The organism is Klebsiella sp. GFKo11 (assembly GCF_056490265.1).
The window spans coordinates 588,550-607,356 of the sequence record NZ_CM151369.1; the positions used below are offsets into that span (position 1 = coordinate 588,550).

Here is an 18,807-nt window from a genome sequence, read left to right on the forward strand (position 1 = left end):
AAGGTGTCTTCCTTATGGTATGGATGCATGAAACGGGCAATTCTACGGCAACAGGCTGGATGGGGAAAATAATCTGACAGGAAAAATTTACCGTTAGCGTTGGCTGCGCAGAAAATCCTCTATTTCGCCAAGAGATGATATCCCTTCCATTGGACCCTGCTGCATGACGGCGAGCGCACCGCTGGCGTTGGCATAGTCCAGAGCAGTTTCGGGAGGGACTCCGGCAAGAAATAATGTGACGAAGGTTGCGCCAAAACAATCGCCAGCACCGGTAGGGTCAACGTTGTTCACGCTATATCCCGGAAGGTGCAAAGTTTGCAGTTTCCCGTTTTCGAGTCGATTGTAGCTCGCCCCGTTTTGCGCGCGTTTGACCACCACATGCTTTACCCCGGCGGATAATAAATCACTAATGATCTGCTCTTCTTTAAGGTTTTTATGCCGGGAAAAAAAGGGAAGTTCGCTTTCACTGGGTAAGAAAATGTCTGTATATTCAATTAAATAATCAAAAGCTTGTTCCATTTCAGGAATATTAAGCATCTCTTTACGGATGTTGGGGTCAAAAGAGACAGTACCGCCTGACGCTTTAATCGCCATCATCGCTTTACGCGTGGCATCGATCATACGGAACGAAAATAACGATGAGCCCATGATGTGGATATGACCGCACTGTCGCAGCAACTCTCTATCAATATGCTTATCTGTAAATAGACCGCAGGCGCTGTCGGGAATATTAAAAATAAAATCACGTTCCTGGGGACTATGGTAGCTAACAAATGCAGTACCTGTAACGGCGTTATTCATAGTGTGAATGCCGTCAACAATGACGCCCTCGTGACGTAGCCGTTCAATATTCAGCCGACCAAAATCATCGTTACCCACGCAGCCGAAAATAATCGCACGGTGTTGTAATTTGGCGACTTGCGCGGCGAAAATAGCGGGAGCCCCGCTGGGAAATGGGCCAATAAATTCGCCGGGGCGGGTGAATTTTTGCTGTGGATTTCGGGATAAAAACTCCACCAGAAGTTCGCCTAATGTACAGATAGTTAGCGCCACAAATGCCCTCTCATTACTGATTTTTTTCGTGATTAGACCAGGTTAAACATTCATTATTTGTATATAAAGTAACAAAATCCGCATCATGTAATTGTTGCTGATATTGCTTGCTAATACTGTCGCAGACGATCACATTTTCCACCTGATTGAGATGACCAATTGGAGCCGTTGCTGCACCTGTTACCGTGGCTAGCAAAATAGTTTTACTGTGAGAGTTATCGAAGCAGTGTTGGCTGGCTGTTACCAGCTCGGGTATCACGATTCCCAGCGCACCGTCGGCGTCAACGCTATCTATTTCGAGAATGCTGTGGGTAATGGCGTGATGTAAAAAAATCTGCTCCAGAGATTTTCCCACCAAAATTCCTTCAGGGCGTAGCATTTCGCTGCCAGCAAGAATGATTTCCCCATCAATGAACTGATTTGCCAGCATCGCGCTTTCAGGATCGTTAGTAATCAGTCGAATTTTTTTCAGCCCGTTAAGCAATGGGATAACCCTACGGCAGAGAGGGCCATGGCCGAGAAACAGCGTATCGCGATCGCGTATCAACCGCATACTGTGGCGTGCGATCTCCATTTGCAATGCTTGGGATGGTTTGGCTGTTTGTGACGAAACTTCAGCTTCTGTCGGGAGCTGGTGTGTTGAGATTGCGCCGCCGAAAGAACGTTTCAAATAGCCCTGCTGCTCCAGATAACTCAGATCGCCGCGAATGGTTACACCAGAGACTCCAAGCTGAGTCGAAAGATCGTCAACTTTAATTTCGCCCTGAGCACTAACGATTTCTGCGATTTTTAGCCTGCGTTTCAGCAGATTAGATGATTTTCTGGGCACGATAACACTCGTAATTGGCCTGCAATAGTTAACACTATAGCGTTATGCCTTTTTCTTTGAAAGTTACCCTTATCGTAACCATGAAACTTGAAGACAGTTGAAAGCACCTGTTTAGTACGGTGTATAATTAAATAACTTATTGAGTTAAAAGGTTTTTAACGATCTCCTGCGCTGGAATGGAATAACTTTCATTTGGAAAATAACCTTGATGTTTAAATTACATTTTGTAAGTTATTTTTCACCATTAGAGCTACTTCACACTTTTCTCCCCTGGTGATGTGCTAGTTTTCTTTCAAAATGAAAATTAAGAAATAGTTAATCTTCGTTTTGTAAGATTTAGGCGCAATAACAGGAGCTGAGATGTACATTATTTCGAGTAAGAATCTGTTGAAGAAGGCCCAACTGCAGGGGTATGCCGTTCCGGCGTTTAACATCCACAATCTTGAAACGCTACAAGTCGTTGTCGAAACTGCGGCAGAGTTTCGTTCACCGGTTATGCTGGCAGGAACGCCGGGGACATATCAATACGGTGGTGTGGGGAATCTGGTATCGCTGGCTGCGTCGCTGGCGAAAGAATATGACATTCCGTTAGTCCTGCACCTCGATCATCACGAAAATACTGACGATATTTTCAGTAAAGTGCGAGCCGGTATCCGCTCAGTGATGATTGATGGTTCGCATCTAACTTTTGAAAAGAATATTGCGTTGGTGAAAGAAGTAACGTCTTTTTGCCACGCTTATGACGTCAGCATTGAAGCAGAGTTGGGGCGACTTGGGGGACAAGAGGATGATCTGATTGTTGATGCAAAAGATTCTGCTTATACCTCACCTGAAGCCGCGGCGGAATTTGTCCAGCGCACGCAGATCGATTCACTGGCTGTGGCGATTGGTACGGCGCATGGTCTTTACGTCCATGAGCCCCATCTGGATTTTGATCGCCTGGCGCAAATTCGCAATAAGGTGGAAGTACCTTTGGTTCTGCATGGTGCGTCCGGGTTAGCAGAACAAGATATACAAAAATGTATTCAACTTGGCATCTGTAAAGTTAACGTCGCCACAGAATTAAAAATAGCCTTTGCTGATGCATTAAAAAGTCATTTTCATAATAACCCAGCGGCTAACGATCCACGACATTATATGCAGCCGGCAAAGGCCGCCATGAAACAAGTTGTTACCCGAATTATTGGCGTGTGTGGTAGTGCAGGTAAACTCTAATATAAAGCAACCCTACAAATAACAATGAGGATTATTTATGAAAAACTTCAAATTTCCTGGCCTGGCGATGCTAATTGGTCTGGCTATTTTTTCTCAAAGCACTTTTGCTAAAGAGTATAAAATTGGCGCATCATTACTGACGCAACAACACCCATTTTATATTGATCTTGCCAATGCAATGAAAGATGAAGCGAAGAAAGATAATGTTGATTTAAGTATCTCTATCGCCAATCAGGACTTAAATAAACAACTTTCAGATGTTGAAGATTTTATTACCAAAAAAGTAGATGCCATTATTATTTCACCAGTGGATTCAAAAGGTGTTCAGGCGGCCATTATCAAAGCAGATAAGGCTGGCATTCCTGTTATCACCGTTGATGTTGCAGCTGAAGGTGTACCAGTTGTGGCACATGTCGCGACCGATAACTACGCCGGTGGGGTAGAAGCTGGTAAATTAATGGGTACGCTGTTGGATGGTAAAGGCACCGTGGCAATTATTAGCTACCCGGCATTACAGTCTGTTGTCGATCGTGTAGAAGGGTTTAAAAAAGGGTTGGCGGCGACTCCTAATATTAAAATTGTCGCAGAACAGCCTGGGATCACTCGTGCCGAAGCATTAACCGCCGCGCAGAATATCATGCAGGCGAACCGGAATCTTAATGGGTTGTTTGGTTTTGGCGATGATGCTGCGCTGGCAGCTGTTATCGCGGCAAAATCTGCCCATAATGAGAACATTAAGATTATTGGTTTCGATGGAATGAAAGAAGCACGTGATGCGGTTGACAGTGAGAAAACGTTTGCAGCAGTAATTCGGCAGTATCCGGACCAAATGGGCGCAAAAGCAATTGATGCTGCGGTTGATCATCTGAATGGCAAACCAGTGGATAAACTAATTCCTGTTCAGCCTGGGGTGTATACGGGTAAATAGTATTTAATAAACTATTCTACAGTAAATATTATCTACGTGACCGTCAGGTTGCACTCTATTTTTCAGCCTGATGGTCATTTTTAACTCTAATAAATTTCTATTGTAAGCTTTATTTTTATAAAGCCAGAAGGGTTACCGATAAATCCTTTTGTTAATGCTTTGGTCTTACTAATTAGATTAACGTAGTAATGATTATTTTACTGTGGAGTTGAGGTGGTTATGACGGATGTAATTCTGGGAATTTCTCACGTGGCTAAAATGTTCGGCCACGTTCAGGCACTCAAGGATATCACGCTTTCAATTCGTAAAGGGCGAGTTCATACTTTATTAGGGGAGAATGGAGCCGGAAAATCGACGTTGATGAAGATTCTTGCCGGGGTCTATCCTCCGACAAAAGGGACGATTACACTACATGGTAAGCTGATCGCTATAAATAATCCACAGCATTCACGAAAGCTTGGTATTGCAATTATTTTTCAGGAGCTAAGCCTGAGTAATAATATGACGGTTGCAGAAAATATTTATGCCAATAATGAACCGATGCGGTTGGGTATTATTGACGACAGGAAAATGCTTGCTGATTGTCAGCGCTTGTTGATGGAGTTGGGGATCCCACTGGATGCTCATGGCCTGGTTGGTGATATGTCGATGGCGCAACGCCAGCTGGTGGAGATTGCTAAGGCGTTAAGTTATCCCGCGGATGTCGTCATCATGGATGAACCAACATCATCCTTGAGCGATAACGAAGCTGAAATCTTATTTAATATTATTGCCAGGCTAACGCAGCGCGGTAGTGCAGTTATTTATATCTCTCATCGCATGGACGAAATTATGCGTATCTCTGACGATATTTCAGTGATTCGCGACGGTGAATATATTGCGACACATGAGAAGAAAAATATCCAGATTCAGCAGCTCATTGCGCAGATGGTTGGACGGGAGATGAAAAATATTTGGCCTCCACGTATTGGCGAGAAACCCGAGGCTAGCGTAACTCCGAGACTGGAAGTCAGAGCGCTGACTCATTCAACTCTTTTTCATCAGATCAATTTTGCCGTTAGGCCAGGTGAAGTACTGGGCTTCTTCGGACTTGTGGGGGCCGGCCGCTCTGATGTCATGAAGGCGATATTTGGGATTGTTGCCTGGCAGGGTGAGATCCTGATTGATGGCGAAAAGGTTGAAATCCGTTCTCCGAAACAGGCAATTGAACATGGCATTGCATTTGTGACTGAAAACCGTAAGGAGGAGGGGTTAGTTCTGATGCACGATGTGAACATGAATACGCATCATGTAGCTTTTCAATATAACGCGTCACGCCTGGGGTTGATTAACCACCAACAAGAAGAGCTGAAAACCCTCAAATCTGTAGAGCTAATGAATACGAAAATTAGCTCGATTCATCAACCAGTGAGCGCATTAAGCGGTGGTAACCAACAAAAAATTGTATTGTCAAAGTGGCTGGAAAAAACGCCGCGTATTCTATTGCTTGATGAGCCTACTCGTGGCGTAGACGTTGGGGCGAAATTTGAAATTTATAATGTTATTCGTCAACTGGCTGCTGCTGGTACGGCGATTATTCTGGTTTCATCAGAATTACCGGAAGTGATGGCGCTGAGCGACCGCCTGGTCGTTATGCGTAACAAAGCCATCGCTGACATCTATCCATGTGAAAACCTGACACAGACGCAGGTGATGACCGCTGCAACAGGAGTACAGTAAATGACGGAGAAAATAATCTCTATGCCCAGTGAACGGAGTCTTTCAGCCAGGAATAATTTTAAGAAAATATTTAAACAGTATGGTGGGATTCTGAGTGGAATGATTATCTTAATCATTTTCTTCAGTTTCCTGAATGATAGTTTCTTTACTGGGAATAATATCTCTAATATTATTCTTCAGGTATCGATTATCGCAATTACTGCCTATGGGATGACCTATGTCCTGCTTCTTGGTGATATCGATTTATCTGTGGGTTCAACCATAGCACTGATTGGCACCTTTGCAGCTCTCGGTGCATCCTGGGGCATACCTTTTATTTTATTAATTCCACTTTCTATTATTGCAGCGCTGATTTTGGGTATGATTAATGGTGGTCTGACGGCGATTGCCGGAATTCCTTCCTTCATCGTTACAGTTGCTACAATGGGGATTTTTAGGGGCATTGCCTATATCGTCACTGATGGTATGCCAATTATGATTAAAAGCAATGCATTCCTGGCATTAGGCAATGGTGAGTTTTTATATATCCCGATCCCTATCTGGATTTTATTAGTTCTGTTGTTAATTAATCATTTTATTCTGACAAAAACCACATTTGGTCGAAAAATATACATCACCGGTGGTAATAAAGAGGCTGCCGTATATTCTGGCATCAACGTTGTTCGTCTCAAAATAAAAGTCTTTATGATTACCGCTGTGCTAGCGGGCATTAGCGGTATGATTCTGGCTTCACGTCTTTATTCAGGACAACCGAATGCAGCGTTAAGCTATGAACTGGATGCTATTGCGGCAGCAGTTCTTGGCGGCACGAGTCTCAATGGTGGTTATGGCACTGTTGTCGGTACCATGATCGGCGCATTAACCATTGGTGTGATTAATAATGGGATGAATTTAATGAATGTCCCCTATTTTTATCAGATGGTAGTCAAGGGACTGGTTATTCTTATTGCGGTTTATGTCGATGTTAGAAATAAAAGAAAACGCGGCTAAATATTTCAAGGGATTAATTGTATGAGTAAAGTATTCACAATTGGAGAAATTCTGGTTGAAATTATGGCGAACCAGAAAGGTCAGCGATTCGATCAATCCGGTATCTGGAATGGTCCTTATCCTAGCGGAGCGCCAGCCATTTTTATCGACCAGGTTACCCGCTTTGGTGTATCGTGCGGAATTATTAGTTGCGTGGGCAAAGATGGTTTTGGCGATATCAATATCAATCGCCTGGCGGCTGATGGGGTCGATATCCGGGGAATCTCAGTGTTACCGCTGGAGACCACCGGTAGTGCTTTTGTCACTTACCATGAATCTGGTGAGCGCGATTTTATTTTCAATATTAAAAATGCTGCCTGTGGAAAATTATCAGCCAGCCATGTCGATGAAACTCTACTGAAAGATTGCACGCATTTCCATATTATGGGGTCGTCACTGTTTTCGTTTCATATGGTTAATGCTGTAAAGAAAGCGGTGATGTTAGTTAAGCAGAATGGTGGGGTTATTTCTTTTGATCCTAATATTCGTAAAGAGATGCTTGATATTCCGGAAATGCGTGATGCCCTGCATTTTGTGTTGGAGCTAACGGATATTTATATGCCGAGTGAAGGTGAAGTTTTGCTGCTGTCATCGCATTTGACTCCAGAGCGTGCCATTGCGGGTTTCCTTGACGATGGCGTAAAGGAGGTCATTGTAAAACGTGGGAGTAAGGGGGCGAGCTTCTGGTCTGCAACGGAACAATTTCATGTCGATAGTTATCCGGTGCAGGAAATCGATCCTACTGGCGCGGGTGACTGTTTTGGCGGTGCGTATATCGCCTGCCGTCAATTGGGTTATGACGCGCGACAGGCACTGCAATACGCTAATGCTTGCGGGGCGCTGGCTGTGACCCGCAGGGGGCCGATGGAGGGAACCTCGATGTTGGCGGAGATTACTGCTTTTATCGAACGCCACCAAGTGCTAGTACAGGAAAATAGCTGATGAAACATATCAACGATGTTCGCCCGTGGATTGGCCATATCTCCCAGGTTGCGGGCATAAAACACTATGAATTACGCAGCGGTAAAGCGAAGGGAACGGAGGCATTTGATGTCCGTTCTGGCGCGGGGCTAGATTTTACGGTACTAAAAGATCGGGCACTGGATATCGCATGGGCCAGCTACAAGGGGGTATCACTCTCTTTTATTACTGCTAATGGGGTAGTCGCACCGGCTTTTTTTGATGCTCAGGGCAATGGTTTTTTACGCAGTTTTTGCGCCGGGTTATTAACGACCTGCGGGCTGAGCTATATCGGTACGCCCTGTGAAGATGAGGGTGAAACGTTAGGTTTACATGGCCGAATTGCTGCTACACCAGCGGAAGAGGTGGGCTATCGCACGGAACAAAGCGATGACGGTACAGAATTTATAATCACCGGTAAGGTCCGCGAAACACGACTGTTTGGTGAAAATCTGACGCTGGAAAGAACGATTCGCTGTACTTACGGCAGCAATACGCTGTTTATTGAAGATAAGGTGACGAATAACGGTTTTACCGCGCAGCCGCTGCAAATTCTTTATCACTTTAACTACGGCTGGCCACTGCTCTCGCCGGAAGGGGAGATTATTCTGTCGGCTAAAAGCGTAACGCCGCGAACTCCACGTGCTGCAGAAGGTCTGGCGGAGCATCTGACGATTACCGCCCCGGAGCCGGGTTTTGCCGAACAGGTTTATTACCTGACGCTGAACAGTGATAGTGATGGAATGAGTAAAGTTGCGCTAATTAATCATCAACTGGGCTGGGGAGTGTATGAAAAGTTCGATACCAGGGCGCTGCCGAACTTTATTCAGTGGAAAAATTTGGGTGCCGGTGAGTATGTTATGGGGCTGGAAGTGAGTAATAGTTTTCCCGATGGGCGTGATACGGAACGAGCGTCGGGTCGTTTGCCGTTTATCCAACCTGGTGAAACAAAACGGTATTGCTTTGAACTGGGAATTGTTGAAGGCGAAGAAAATCTTGCTGCACTAAGAGAAGAAATTGCAGGATATCGTTAAACGCTGGGCGTAAATAAGGGAGGTTTTGGCCTCCCTTATTGATTACGACATCAGAAGTGAAAACGCCCCGCCGTGAGTTCGCGACAGGGAGAATTATTACTTCTCCTGCAATCCGAGTTTTTTCTCCAGATAGTGGATATTGGTGCCACCATTCTGGAAATGCTCGTCGTTCATGATACGAATCTGCAGATCAACGTTGGTTTTGATGCCATCGATAATCAGTTCCTGCAACGCATTCTTCATACGCGCAATCGCCACATCACGGTTTTCGCCGTAGCAGATAAGCTTACCGATCATTGAGTCATAGTACGGAGGCACGGTGTAACCTGCGTAGATATGAGACTCCCAACGTACGCCAAAACCGCCCGGCGCGTGGAAGCGAGTAATTTTACCCGGACTCGGCAGGAAGGTGTTCGGGTCTTCGGCGTTGATACGGCATTCCACCGCATGGCCTTTAACCACGACTTCATCCTGCTTGATGGACAGCGGCTGACCAGCTGCAATACGCAACTGCTCTTTGATCAGGTCAACGCCGGTGATCATTTCAGTTACCGGGTGTTCAACCTGAATACGGGTGTTCATTTCGATGAAATAGAACTCGCCGTTTTCAAACAGGAACTCGAAAGTACCCGCCCCGCGATAGCCGATATCCACGCATGCTTTGGAGCAGCGCTCGCCGATATAGCGACGCAGTTCCGGGGTAATGCCCGGTGCTGGCGCTTCTTCGACCACTTTCTGGTGACGACGCTGCATAGAGCAGTCGCGTTCCGCCAGATAGATAGCGTTGCCCTGGCCGTCAGCCAGAACCTGGATCTCAATATGACGAGGATTCTCCAGGTATTTCTCCATATAAACCATGTCGTTGCTGAAAGCAGCTTTCGCTTCAGCTTTAGTCATGGAGATGGACTGCGCCAGTTCGGCATCACCGCGAACAACGCGCATACCGCGACCGCCGCCGCCGCCGGATGCTTTGATAATCACCGGGTAGCCAATGCGTTTCGCATGAGCACGGTTAGCATCCATATCGTCGCCCAGAGGGCCGTCGGAACCGGGAACAGTCGGCACGCCCGCTTTCTTCATCGCGGTAATTGCAGACACTTTGTCGCCCATCAGGCGGATGGTGTCAGCTTTCGGGCCGATAAAGATAAAGCCAGAGCGTTCTACCTGTTCGGCGAAATTCGCGTTTTCTGAGAGAAAACCATAACCCGGATGAATAGCCACCGCGCCAGTGATTTCAGCGGCGCTGATGATTGCCGGGATATTCAGATAGCTTTTTACGGACGGAGCCGGGCCGATACAGACCGTCTCATCCGCCAACAATACGTGTTTTAAATCGCGATCCGCCGTTGAGTGCACAGCAACGGTCTTGATGCCCAGTTCTTTACAGGCACGCAGGATACGCAATGCAATCTCGCCGCGGTTGGCGATAACAATTTTATCCAGCATGTTCGCCTCGTTATTCGATGACGACCAGTGGCTCGTCAAATTCTACCGGTTGACCACTTTCGACCAGAATGGCTTTCACCACGCCGGATTTATCGGCTTCGATCTGGTTCATCATTTTCATGGCTTCAACGATGCACAGGGTATCGCCCGCGTTAACTTTCTGACCGATTTCGATGAATGCTTTCGCATCCGGGCTCGGGGTGCGGTAGAAAGTACCAACCATTGGGGAACGTACGATGTGACCACTGATTTCCGCTGCTGCAGGGGCTTCCATTGCTGGAGTTGCCGCAGGCGCGACAGCGTTAGACAAAGCTGGCTGCTGCATCATCGGTGCAGCGTAAGCCTGTTGCATCACCGGGAAACCTACGTTTGGCGCGGCACGACTGATGCGTACAGACTCTTCGCCTTCAGAAATTTCCAGTTCGGAGATGCCTGATTCTTCAACCAGCTCGATCAGTTTTTTAATCTTACGAATATCCATGAGTGGGTTCCGTACTCTTTGTTTAGTGTGATTGTGACAGGCGTGTTAGCGCCGTCTGTAAAGCATATGAATTACTGCTGATATCAAGACGCCGCGCTTCGTTTGAAGCCGACAGGTAAGCCCCGACTGCTTAGAAGCAAAATGCGGAACTTATCAACCATCTTGCGGCCATCTTCTGCCATTCTCGGGTAAAAAACAAAATATACCTTCGATACGCAATTGTCACCTTTTCAGGGCTATAAAAGCCCGTCAGGAAAACCAAAGTCGCACATTATAACGATTTCGTAGCATTTGGCAGCTAAATACTGGTCTTATCAGGGAAGATTATCAACCGCTATCGTGTAAAGAGTCGCGGCTGATAAAAGAACTGCGGGAAACTGCACATATCCGGAGATTAGCGCCACCACTGGCGGAACTTCTTGTAACGCCACGCTAAAAGCAGGATCGCCAGTAGCGTATAAATCATTGGCTGTGGGGATAAAATCTTCACCGACCACAGATAGTGGATGGGGGCGAGGATCGCAGCTAAATAGACGAAGTTATGTAATGTTTGCCAGCGGCGGCCCAGTTTTCGCTGCATCGCTTGGGTAGACGTCGCCGCAAGGGCCAGCAGGATCAACCAACTCATTAAGCCCAACGTCAGGTAAGGCCTGGTGAGCACTTCCGTGCCCAATAGCGCCAGATTGTTAATGCCGAGTTCGAGTAGCGTGTAGCTGGTCAAATGCAGCGTGGCCCAGGCAAAGCACCATAAACCTAATAAGCGTCGGGTGCGTATCAATAAAGGCTGCTTAGCGTAGCGCGCCAGCGGAGAGACAAGCAAGGTCGCCAGCAGGAATTTAAGAGCCATCCTACCGGTAAAGTGCTGAATATCTTTTGCCGGATCGGCGCTGAAATACCCCTGATTTCCTGCCCAGAAAAGCCATATCAAGGGTAAAAAACCGGCCAGATGGAGCATCACTTTCAGCCAGGTTATCTGTTTTACATTCAGGCGCACTAGTAGTTCTCCCGCAAATTCAGGCCCCGGTACAGCGATGCAACTTCATCAGCATAGCCGTTGAACAACAGCGTTGGCTGACGTTTGACATCGAGGACGCCGCCCGCGCCGATGAATCTCTCGGTAGCCTGTGACCAGCGGGGGTGATCGACGTGCGGATTGACGTTGGCGTAGAAACCATATTCATCAGGACCGGCCAGGTTCCAGGTCGTGGGTGGGCGCTCGCGAGTCAGTTCGATACTGACGATGGACTTGATCCCTTTAAAGCCGTATTTCCAGGGAACGGTTAACCGAACCGGCGCGCCGTTCTGCGGCGGCAGCGCTTTGCCATATACGCCAACGCTGAGCAGAGTCAGAGGATGCATCGCCTCATCAAGCCGCAGCCCCTCAACGTATGGGTATGCCAGCCCGCCGCCGATAAAGCGATCTTTCTGGCCTGGCATTTGCTCAGGGGCGTAAAGGGTTTTAAATGCCACGTAGCGGGCGTTGCTGGTGGGTTCGACCAGCGAGAGTAATTTATGTAACGGGAATCCGACCCACGGAACCACCATCGACCAGGCTTCGACGCAGCGCATCCGGTAAATACGCTCCTCCAGCGGGAATCGCCTGGTCAGGTCATCATGATCGAGCGTCAGCGGTTTCGCCACTTCGCCACCGATCGTCAGCGTCCACGGATCGGTGCGCAGGCTGCCAGCATTGGCCGCAGGGTCAGCTTTATCGAGCCCGAACTCATAGAAGTTGTTATAGCCGGAAACTTTATCTTCCGGCGTCAGCGTCAGATTGTTTTGCCACTGTGCTGGTTTATCGAAAGTCAGTGCTTTACCTGCAGGCGCCGGTGGGCGGTCGTTGCCTTTAAACCAATCCAGCAGATCCGCTTGCGCGGTGGGAGAGAGGGAAAGGGCGGTCGCGCTGATGCCTAACATTTTCAGGACCTGGCGACGTTGCAGCATAAAAACGGATTCTGCCGTCACGTCGGCTTCCGTCAGTTTTTTCAGTTTCATGGCATCCTCCGTCATGCATTTTTCTAAGCATGACGGAGGCGGAGACTTATCGCGAATATGTCACGAAAAATTGCAGATTAGGCGATCTTCACCAGCGTGCGGCCCTGAATCTGGTTAGCCATAATCTTATCGGCAAACTCAGGGGCTTCGGCGAGGGTAATTTCAGTTGCGCTTTGCGCATAGAATGACTCCGGCAGATCGTGAACCAGTCGCTGCCAGGCTTGAGCACGGCGAGCGGGCGGAGTCATGACGGAGTCCACGCCCTGCAGGCGGACGTTGCGCAGAATAAACGGCATCACGGTTGTCGGCAGGGCGAATCCCCCGGCCAGACCACAGGCTGCTACGCATCCGCCGTAGTTCATTTGCGCCAGCACTTTCGCCAGCACTTTATCGCCGACGGTATCTACGGCACCAGCCCACAGCTGTTTTTCCAACGGGCGGGTTTCGGCGAACTCATCGCGGCTAAGGATGCGCTGTGCACCAAGGCTTTTCAGATATTCATGGGTACTTTCGCGACCGGACACCGCCACTACCTGATATCCCAGGTGATGCAGCAGAGCCACCGCGGTACTGCCGACGCCGCCGCTGGCACCCGTCACCACGATTTCACCATCTTCAGGACGAATACCGGCATCTTCCAGTGCCATCACGCACAGCATGGCGGTGAAACCTGCGGTGCCAATGGCCATTGCTTTACGGCCATCCAGACCTTGAGGCATTGCCACCAGCCAGTCGCCTTTTACGCGAGCTCGCTCTGCCAGCCCGCCCCAGTGGTTTTCACCGACACCCCACCCGGTTAACAGCACTTGCTGGCCTGCGTGGAAGCGCGGATCTTCGCTGCTGTGCACAGAGCCTGCGAAATCGATGCCAGGAATCATCGGAAAGTTACGGATGATTTTTCCTTTACCGGTGATGGCCAATGCATCTTTATAGTTTAGGCTCGACCATTGGATATCCACTGTCACATCGCCCTGCGGCAACTGGCTGGCGTCAATGGTTTGCACCGAAGAGATTGTTTTGCCATCCTGCTGTTCTAAGATTAAAGCCTGCATGCGCCGATCCTCATAGGTTGGATGATTGGAAAATTTTTTCTGCAGACTATACTCGCTAACGGCATTATGACACCGATGTAACGCAATAAATTGCCAGATGCGCCAGCTTTGGTAGTATGCGTCGCTCTTTAGCAAGTTAGTGCTTACTTTAGCCTAAGTGCCAGTACAGGAGCCCGAATGTTTGTCGGGTAGTCATTCACATGCGGAGTTAACACAGGGATGCGATTAACGACGAAATTCTCAGCGTTTGTCACGCTACTGACTAGCCTGACTATCTTTGTCACGCTTATTGGTTCTTCGCTGAGTTTTTATAATGGTATTCAGCTAAAAATGTCCAACCGGGTCCAGGCCGTGGCGACGATGCTGGATAACCGCCTGGTTTCTATGTCCTTTGACCAGCTCGAACCGCAGATGGAGGAGCTGATGACGCCGGCCGAAGTGGTGAGTGTCGATTTTCAGCTCAATGGCAAATCGGTCTACCGCCATTCACGTACCGATAATTATCGCCCGTTAGGCAGCAGCAACCAGTTCCGCAATATCACGGTGCCATCGCTTAAGCACCCTGGTATGGTTATCCATCTGGTTTATCTGGATCCGATGGCTAATTATTTCCGTTCTCTACATGTCACCGCGCCGCTCTCTATCGCCATTGGCTTTATGGTTTTGATCATCTTTTTCTCCGTGCGCTGGATCCGCCGTCAACTGGCTGGACAGGAGTTACTGGAGCTGCGAGCCGCACGCATTCTTAATGGTGAGCGTGGGCCGCAGGTTCGTGGATCGGTACATGAATGGCCGGCTAACATCAGTAGCGCGCTGGATATGCTGCTGTCAGAACTTCAGTTTGCCAGCGATCAGCGAAGCCGTATGGATACGCTGATTCGCTCTTACGTCGCGCAGGACTCAAAAACTGGGCTGAGTAACCGTCTGTTCTTTGATAATCAGCTGACGACGCTGCTCGAAGACCAGGAAAAAGTCGGGTCATATGGCATCGTGATGATGATCCGCTTGCCTGATTTCGATCTACTGCGCGATAACTGGGGGCGTGGGGCGACCGAAGAGCATTACTTTACGCTCATCAATATGCTCTCTACTTTTATCATGCGCTACCCCGGAGCGCTGTTGGCGCGCTATCACCGGAGTGATTTTGCCGTTTTGCTCCCACATCGCACGTTAAAAGAGGCGGACAGCATCGCTGGGTTGTTATTGAAAGCCATGGATGCCTTGCCGCCGACGCGAATTCTCGATCGCGACGATATGATGCATATTGGTATCTGCGCTTTCCGCAGCGGGCAAACGGCCGCTCAGGTCATGGAACACGCGGAAGCGGCAACACGCAATGCGGTACTGCAAGGCAGTAATAGTTGGGCAGTCTATGATGATTCTTTGCCGGAGAAAGGCCGTGGTAACGTCCGCTGGCGAACGCTGATTGAGCAAATGCTTAGCCGAGGCGGACCGCGACTCTACCAGAAACCCGCCGTAACTCGCGATGGTCGCGTCCATCACCGGGAACTGATGTGCCGTCTTTATGACGGTAAAGAAGAAGTGATTGCGGCGGAATATATGCCGATGGTGTTGCAATTCGGTCTGGCAGAAGAGTATGACCGCCTGCAGATTACCCGAATATTGCCATTTTTAGGTTTCTGGCCGGAAGAAAACCTCGCTTTACAGATTACGGTTGAGTCGTTAATTCGCCCGCGATTCCAGCGTTGGCTACGCGATACTTTGATGCAATGCGAAAAATCGCAGCGTCGACGTATTATTTTTGAACTTGCAGAGGCAGATGTTTGTCAATATATCGCCCGTCTGCAGCCGGTTATGCGGCTAATTAATGCTTTAGGTATTCGGGTGGCCGTTGTTCAGGCGGGTCTGACGCTGGTTGGAACCAGTTGGATCAAGCAGCTTGACGTCGAAGTTATTAAGCTGCATTCGGGATTATCGCGAAATATAGAAAAACGCAGTGAGAATCAGCTGCTGGTTCAGAGCCTGGTTGAAGCCTGTAAGGGAATGCCGGTTCAGGTTTTCGCGACGGGCGTGCTCAGCCGTAGCGAGTGGCAGGTGCTGTCTCAATGCGGTGTCACCGGTGGTCAGGGGGAATTTTTTGCCGCCTCACAGCCACTTGACACAAATGTGAAAAAATATTCGCAAAGATACTCTGTTTGATCTGCCGTTTAGCGTGATTTCACGTAGAATAACGCGCGCTATAGTGAAGGGGGTGTGCTTGTCTACCTGCCGGATTATCGCAATGTAAATGCCAGTTCATGACCTTTGACAGGTTACAGATTCAAGCGCGGAGCGCTGCTGAAGATTTCAGCATCAGACGGACTCAGTCAAATTTGTAACAAAGGAAACGAACTGCACTAATTTTCACCGCAGCAGATGATTTTTTCGCCTTGTCGCTGCTGCGCGTGGTTGGTAAAGTAAGCGGATTTTGTTTTCCGCCCCAGCTTTCAGGATTATCCCTTAGTATGTTAAAAAAATTTCGTGGCATGTTTTCCAATGACCTGTCCATTGACCTGGGTACCGCGAATACCCTTATCTATGTAAAAGGACAAGGCATCGTATTGAATGAGCCTTCCGTCGTGGCCATTCGTCAGGATCGTGCCGGATCGCCGAAAAGCGTCGCCGCTGTTGGTCATGAAGCGAAGCAGATGCTTGGGCGTACACCGGGCAATATCGCCGCTATTCGCCCGATGAAAGACGGCGTTATCGCCGACTTTTTCGTCACCGAAAAAATGCTTCAACACTTTATTAAACAGGTGCACAGCAATAGCTTTATGCGTCCGAGCCCGCGCGTACTGGTCTGCGTGCCGGTTGGCGCGACCCAGGTTGAACGTCGTGCTATTCGTGAATCCGCGCAGGGCGCAGGCGCCCGTGAAGTCTTCCTGATTGAAGAGCCGATGGCGGCTGCGATCGGTGCTGGCTTACCGGTTTCTGAAGCAACCGGTTCTATGGTTGTGGATATCGGCGGCGGTACCACTGAAGTGGCGGTTATCTCCCTGAATGGCGTAGTTTACTCCTCCTCCGTACGTATCGGCGGTGACCGTTTTGATGAAGCCGTGATTAATTATGTGCGTCGTAACTATGGCTCCCTGATCGGTGAAGCCACCGCAGAACGTATTAAGCATGAAATCGGCTCTGCTTACCCGGGTGATGAAGTGCGCGAGATTGAAGTTCGCGGGCGTAACCTGGCAGAAGGCGTGCCACGCGGCTTTACCCTGAATTCTAACGAAATCCTCGAAGCGTTACAGGAGCCGTTGACCGGCATCGTTAGCGCGGTGATGGTTGCGTTGGAACAGTGCCCACCGGAGCTGGCTTCCGATATCTCCGAACGCGGTATGGTTCTGACCGGCGGTGGCGCTTTGCTGCGCAACCTCGACCGTCTGTTAATGGAAGAGACAGGAATTCCTGTCGTAGTTGCAGAAGATCCACTGACCTGCGTCGCTCGTGGCGGCGGTAAGGCACTGGAAATGATCGATATGCACGGCGGCGACTTGTTCAGCGAAGAGTAGTCAGCCTGAGATCCGGGCGGCTGGCATACGGCTGCCCCGGTCTTAACTGACACGAGAATACGCATAGCCTATGAAGCCAATTTTTAGCCGTGGCCCGTCGCTACAGATTCGCCTTATTCTGGCGGTTTTGGTGGCGCTTGGCGTGATAATCGCCGACAGCCGCCTGGGTACGTTCAGTCAAATCCGAACGTACATGGATACTGCCGTCAGCCCTTTCTACTTTGTCTCTAATGGTCCCCGGGAACTACTCGACAGCGTATCGCAAACGCTGGCAACCCGTGACCAGCTCGAACTGGAAAACCGCGCGCTGCGCCAGGAACTGTTGCTGAAAAACAGCGACTTACTGATGCTGGGTCAGTACAAACAGGAGAACGCGCGTCTGCGCGAGCTGCTGGGCTCTCCGTTGCGCCAGGACGAGCAAAAAATGGTGACTCAGGTCATCTCAACGGTTAACGATCCATACAGCGATCAGGTTGTTATCGATAAAGGCAGCGTTAACGGCGTTTATGAAGGTCAGCCGGTTATTAGCGATAAAGGCGTCGTTGGTCAGGTCGTCGCCGTGGCGAAGATGACCAGCCGCGTACTGCTGATTTGCGACGCGACGCATGCGCTACCGATTCAGGTGCTGCGTAACGACATTCGCGTGATTGCTGCGGGTAATGGCTGTACTGACGATCTTCAACTGGAGCATCTGCCAGCCAATACCGACATTCGTGTGGGCGACGTCCTGGTGACTTCAGGTCTCGGTGGTCGTTTCCCTGAAGGATATCCAGTTGGTGTGGTCTCGTCCGTGAAGTTGGATACGCAGCGCGCGTATACGGTAATTCAGGCGCGCCCGACCGCAGGCCTTCAGCGTTTGCGTTATCTGCTGTTGTTGTGGGGAGCCGATCGCAACGGCGCTAACCCGATGACGCCGGAAGAAGTTCATCGCGTCGCGAATGAACGACTAACTCAGATGATGCCGCAGGTTCTGCCTGCACCGGATGCTATGGGGCCGCAAATGCCTGCTCCGGCAACCGGCATAACGCAGCCTCCGGCTCAGCAACCTCTGCCTGCAGGGGGGCAATAGTGGCAAGCTATCGTAGCCAGGGACGCTGGGTTATCTGGCTCTCGTTTCTCATTGCGCTATTGCTGCAGATTATGCCCTGGCCGGCGGACATCAGCGTCTACCGGCCAAATTGGGTACTCCTTATCCTGCTGTACTGGATCCTCGCGTTACCCCATCGGGTGAATGTCGGCACGGGTTTTGTGATGGGGGCGATCCTCGATCTCATCAGCGGTTCTACGCTTGGCGTTCGCGCACTATCATTAAGTATCGTGGCTTATCTGGTGGCGCTGAAATATCAGTTGTTCCGCAATCTGGCGCTCTGGCAGCAGGCGCTGGTGGTGGTGATGTTATCCCTCGCCGTGGATATCATTGTTTTCTGGGCAGAGTTTTTAGTGATCAACGTCTCTTTCCGTCCGGAAGTGTTCTGGAGTAGTGTAGTAAACGGCGTGCTCTGGCCATGGATCTTCCTGCTGATGCGTAAAGTACGCCAGCAATTTGCAGTGCAATAA

The 18,807-nt window shown here is 49.3% G+C and carries 17 protein-coding genes; 10 read left to right on the forward strand and 7 right to left on the reverse strand.

Annotated features, from left to right (window positions below; genetic code table 11):
• Positions 1–93: 93 nt before the first annotated feature.
• Together AC07P6_RS02820 and AC07P6_RS02825 are read right to left on the reverse strand one after the other, a co-directional pair.
• Positions 94–1,053, reverse strand: coding sequence for a sugar kinase (locus AC07P6_RS02820; protein WP_478315609.1), 960 nt, complete (start codon positions 1,051–1,053; stop codon positions 94–96).
• Positions 1,054–1,066: 13 nt separating this feature from the next.
• Positions 1,067–1,882 carry a DeoR/GlpR family DNA-binding transcription regulator gene (locus AC07P6_RS02825; RefSeq protein ID WP_304253788.1) on the reverse strand — a complete coding sequence of 272 codons (816 nt, stop codon included), beginning with the start codon at positions 1,880–1,882 and terminating at the stop codon, positions 1,067–1,069.
• A 360-nt stretch (positions 1,883–2,242) separates the two neighbouring features.
• On the opposite strand from AC07P6_RS02825, the gene AC07P6_RS02830 reads away from it, so the two are divergent.
• From AC07P6_RS02830 to AC07P6_RS02855, 6 genes are all read left to right on the forward strand, one after another.
• Positions 2,243–3,097: a tagatose bisphosphate family class II aldolase gene (locus AC07P6_RS02830; RefSeq protein WP_304253787.1), complete on the forward strand. Its 855-nt coding sequence runs from the start codon at positions 2,243–2,245 to the stop codon at positions 3,095–3,097.
• 37 nt (positions 3,098–3,134) lie between these two features.
• A complete protein-coding gene (locus tag AC07P6_RS02835; protein ID WP_304253786.1) occupies positions 3,135–4,025 on the forward strand; it encodes a substrate-binding domain-containing protein in 891 nt (296 codons plus the stop codon).
• 219 nt (positions 4,026–4,244) lie between these two features.
• A complete protein-coding gene (locus tag AC07P6_RS02840; RefSeq protein ID WP_478315610.1) occupies positions 4,245–5,744 on the forward strand; it encodes a sugar ABC transporter ATP-binding protein in 1,500 nt (499 codons plus the stop codon).
• Positions 5,745–6,734 (forward strand): ABC transporter permease, encoded by a 990-nt coding sequence (locus tag AC07P6_RS02845; protein ID WP_434661327.1) that lies wholly within the window; start codon positions 5,745–5,747, stop codon positions 6,732–6,734.
• 21 nt (positions 6,735–6,755) lie between these two features.
• On the forward strand, positions 6,756–7,715 hold the full coding sequence (locus AC07P6_RS02850) for a sugar kinase (RefSeq protein ID WP_478315611.1): 960 nt from the start codon (positions 6,756–6,758) through the stop codon (positions 7,713–7,715).
• Entirely contained in the window at positions 7,715–8,767 is a 1,053-nt protein-coding gene (locus AC07P6_RS02855) for an aldose 1-epimerase family protein (protein ID WP_478315612.1), read from the forward strand. The genes AC07P6_RS02850 and AC07P6_RS02855 overlap by 1 nt, the downstream gene beginning before the upstream one ends.
• 96 nt (positions 8,768–8,863) lie before the next feature.
• Here AC07P6_RS02855 and accC read toward each other — a convergent pair whose 3' ends face one another.
• The 5 genes from accC to acuI form a co-directional block, all read right to left on the reverse strand.
• On the reverse strand, positions 8,864–10,213 hold the full coding sequence (gene accC, locus AC07P6_RS02860) for an acetyl-CoA carboxylase biotin carboxylase subunit (protein ID WP_110272806.1): 1,350 nt from the start codon (positions 10,211–10,213) through the stop codon (positions 8,864–8,866).
• A 10-nt stretch (positions 10,214–10,223) separates the two neighbouring features.
• A complete protein-coding gene (accB, locus tag AC07P6_RS02865; protein ID WP_110272807.1) occupies positions 10,224–10,694 on the reverse strand; it encodes an acetyl-CoA carboxylase biotin carboxyl carrier protein in 471 nt (156 codons plus the stop codon).
• 394 nt (positions 10,695–11,088) lie between these two features.
• Positions 11,089–11,688, reverse strand: coding sequence for a protein-methionine-sulfoxide reductase heme-binding subunit MsrQ (gene msrQ, locus AC07P6_RS02870; protein ID WP_478315613.1), 600 nt, complete (start codon positions 11,686–11,688; stop codon positions 11,089–11,091).
• Entirely contained in the window at positions 11,688–12,689 is a 1,002-nt protein-coding gene (msrP, locus tag AC07P6_RS02875) for a protein-methionine-sulfoxide reductase catalytic subunit MsrP (protein WP_182235090.1), read from the reverse strand. Before msrP ends, msrQ begins: the two co-directional genes overlap by 1 nt.
• Positions 12,690–12,766: 77 nt before the next feature.
• Positions 12,767–13,741 (reverse strand): acrylyl-CoA reductase (NADPH), encoded by a 975-nt coding sequence (acuI, locus tag AC07P6_RS02880; protein WP_478315614.1) that lies wholly within the window; start codon positions 13,739–13,741, stop codon positions 12,767–12,769.
• 219 nt (positions 13,742–13,960) lie between these two features.
• Here acuI and csrD point away from each other — a divergent pair, with 219 nt between their 5' ends.
• The 4 genes from csrD to mreD all read left to right on the forward strand — a co-directional run bounded on the left by csrD (position 13,961) and on the right by mreD (position 18,807).
• Positions 13,961–15,901, forward strand: coding sequence for an RNase E specificity factor CsrD (csrD, locus tag AC07P6_RS02885; RefSeq protein ID WP_434661331.1), 1,941 nt, complete (start codon positions 13,961–13,963; stop codon positions 15,899–15,901).
• A 305-nt stretch (positions 15,902–16,206) separates the two neighbouring features.
• The gene (mreB, locus tag AC07P6_RS02890) at positions 16,207–17,250 is read left to right on the forward strand and encodes a rod shape-determining protein MreB (protein ID WP_002918653.1); all 1,044 of its coding nucleotides are present in this window, start codon (positions 16,207–16,209) and stop codon (positions 17,248–17,250) included.
• A gap of 70 nt (positions 17,251–17,320) precedes the next feature.
• Positions 17,321–18,319 carry a rod shape-determining protein MreC gene (mreC, locus tag AC07P6_RS02895; RefSeq protein WP_181484698.1) on the forward strand — a complete coding sequence of 333 codons (999 nt, stop codon included), beginning with the start codon at positions 17,321–17,323 and terminating at the stop codon, positions 18,317–18,319.
• The gene (gene mreD, locus AC07P6_RS02900; RefSeq protein WP_004139709.1) at positions 18,319–18,807 is read left to right on the forward strand and encodes a rod shape-determining protein MreD; all 489 of its coding nucleotides are present in this window, start codon (positions 18,319–18,321) and stop codon (positions 18,805–18,807) included. The genes mreC and mreD overlap by 1 nt, the downstream gene beginning before the upstream one ends.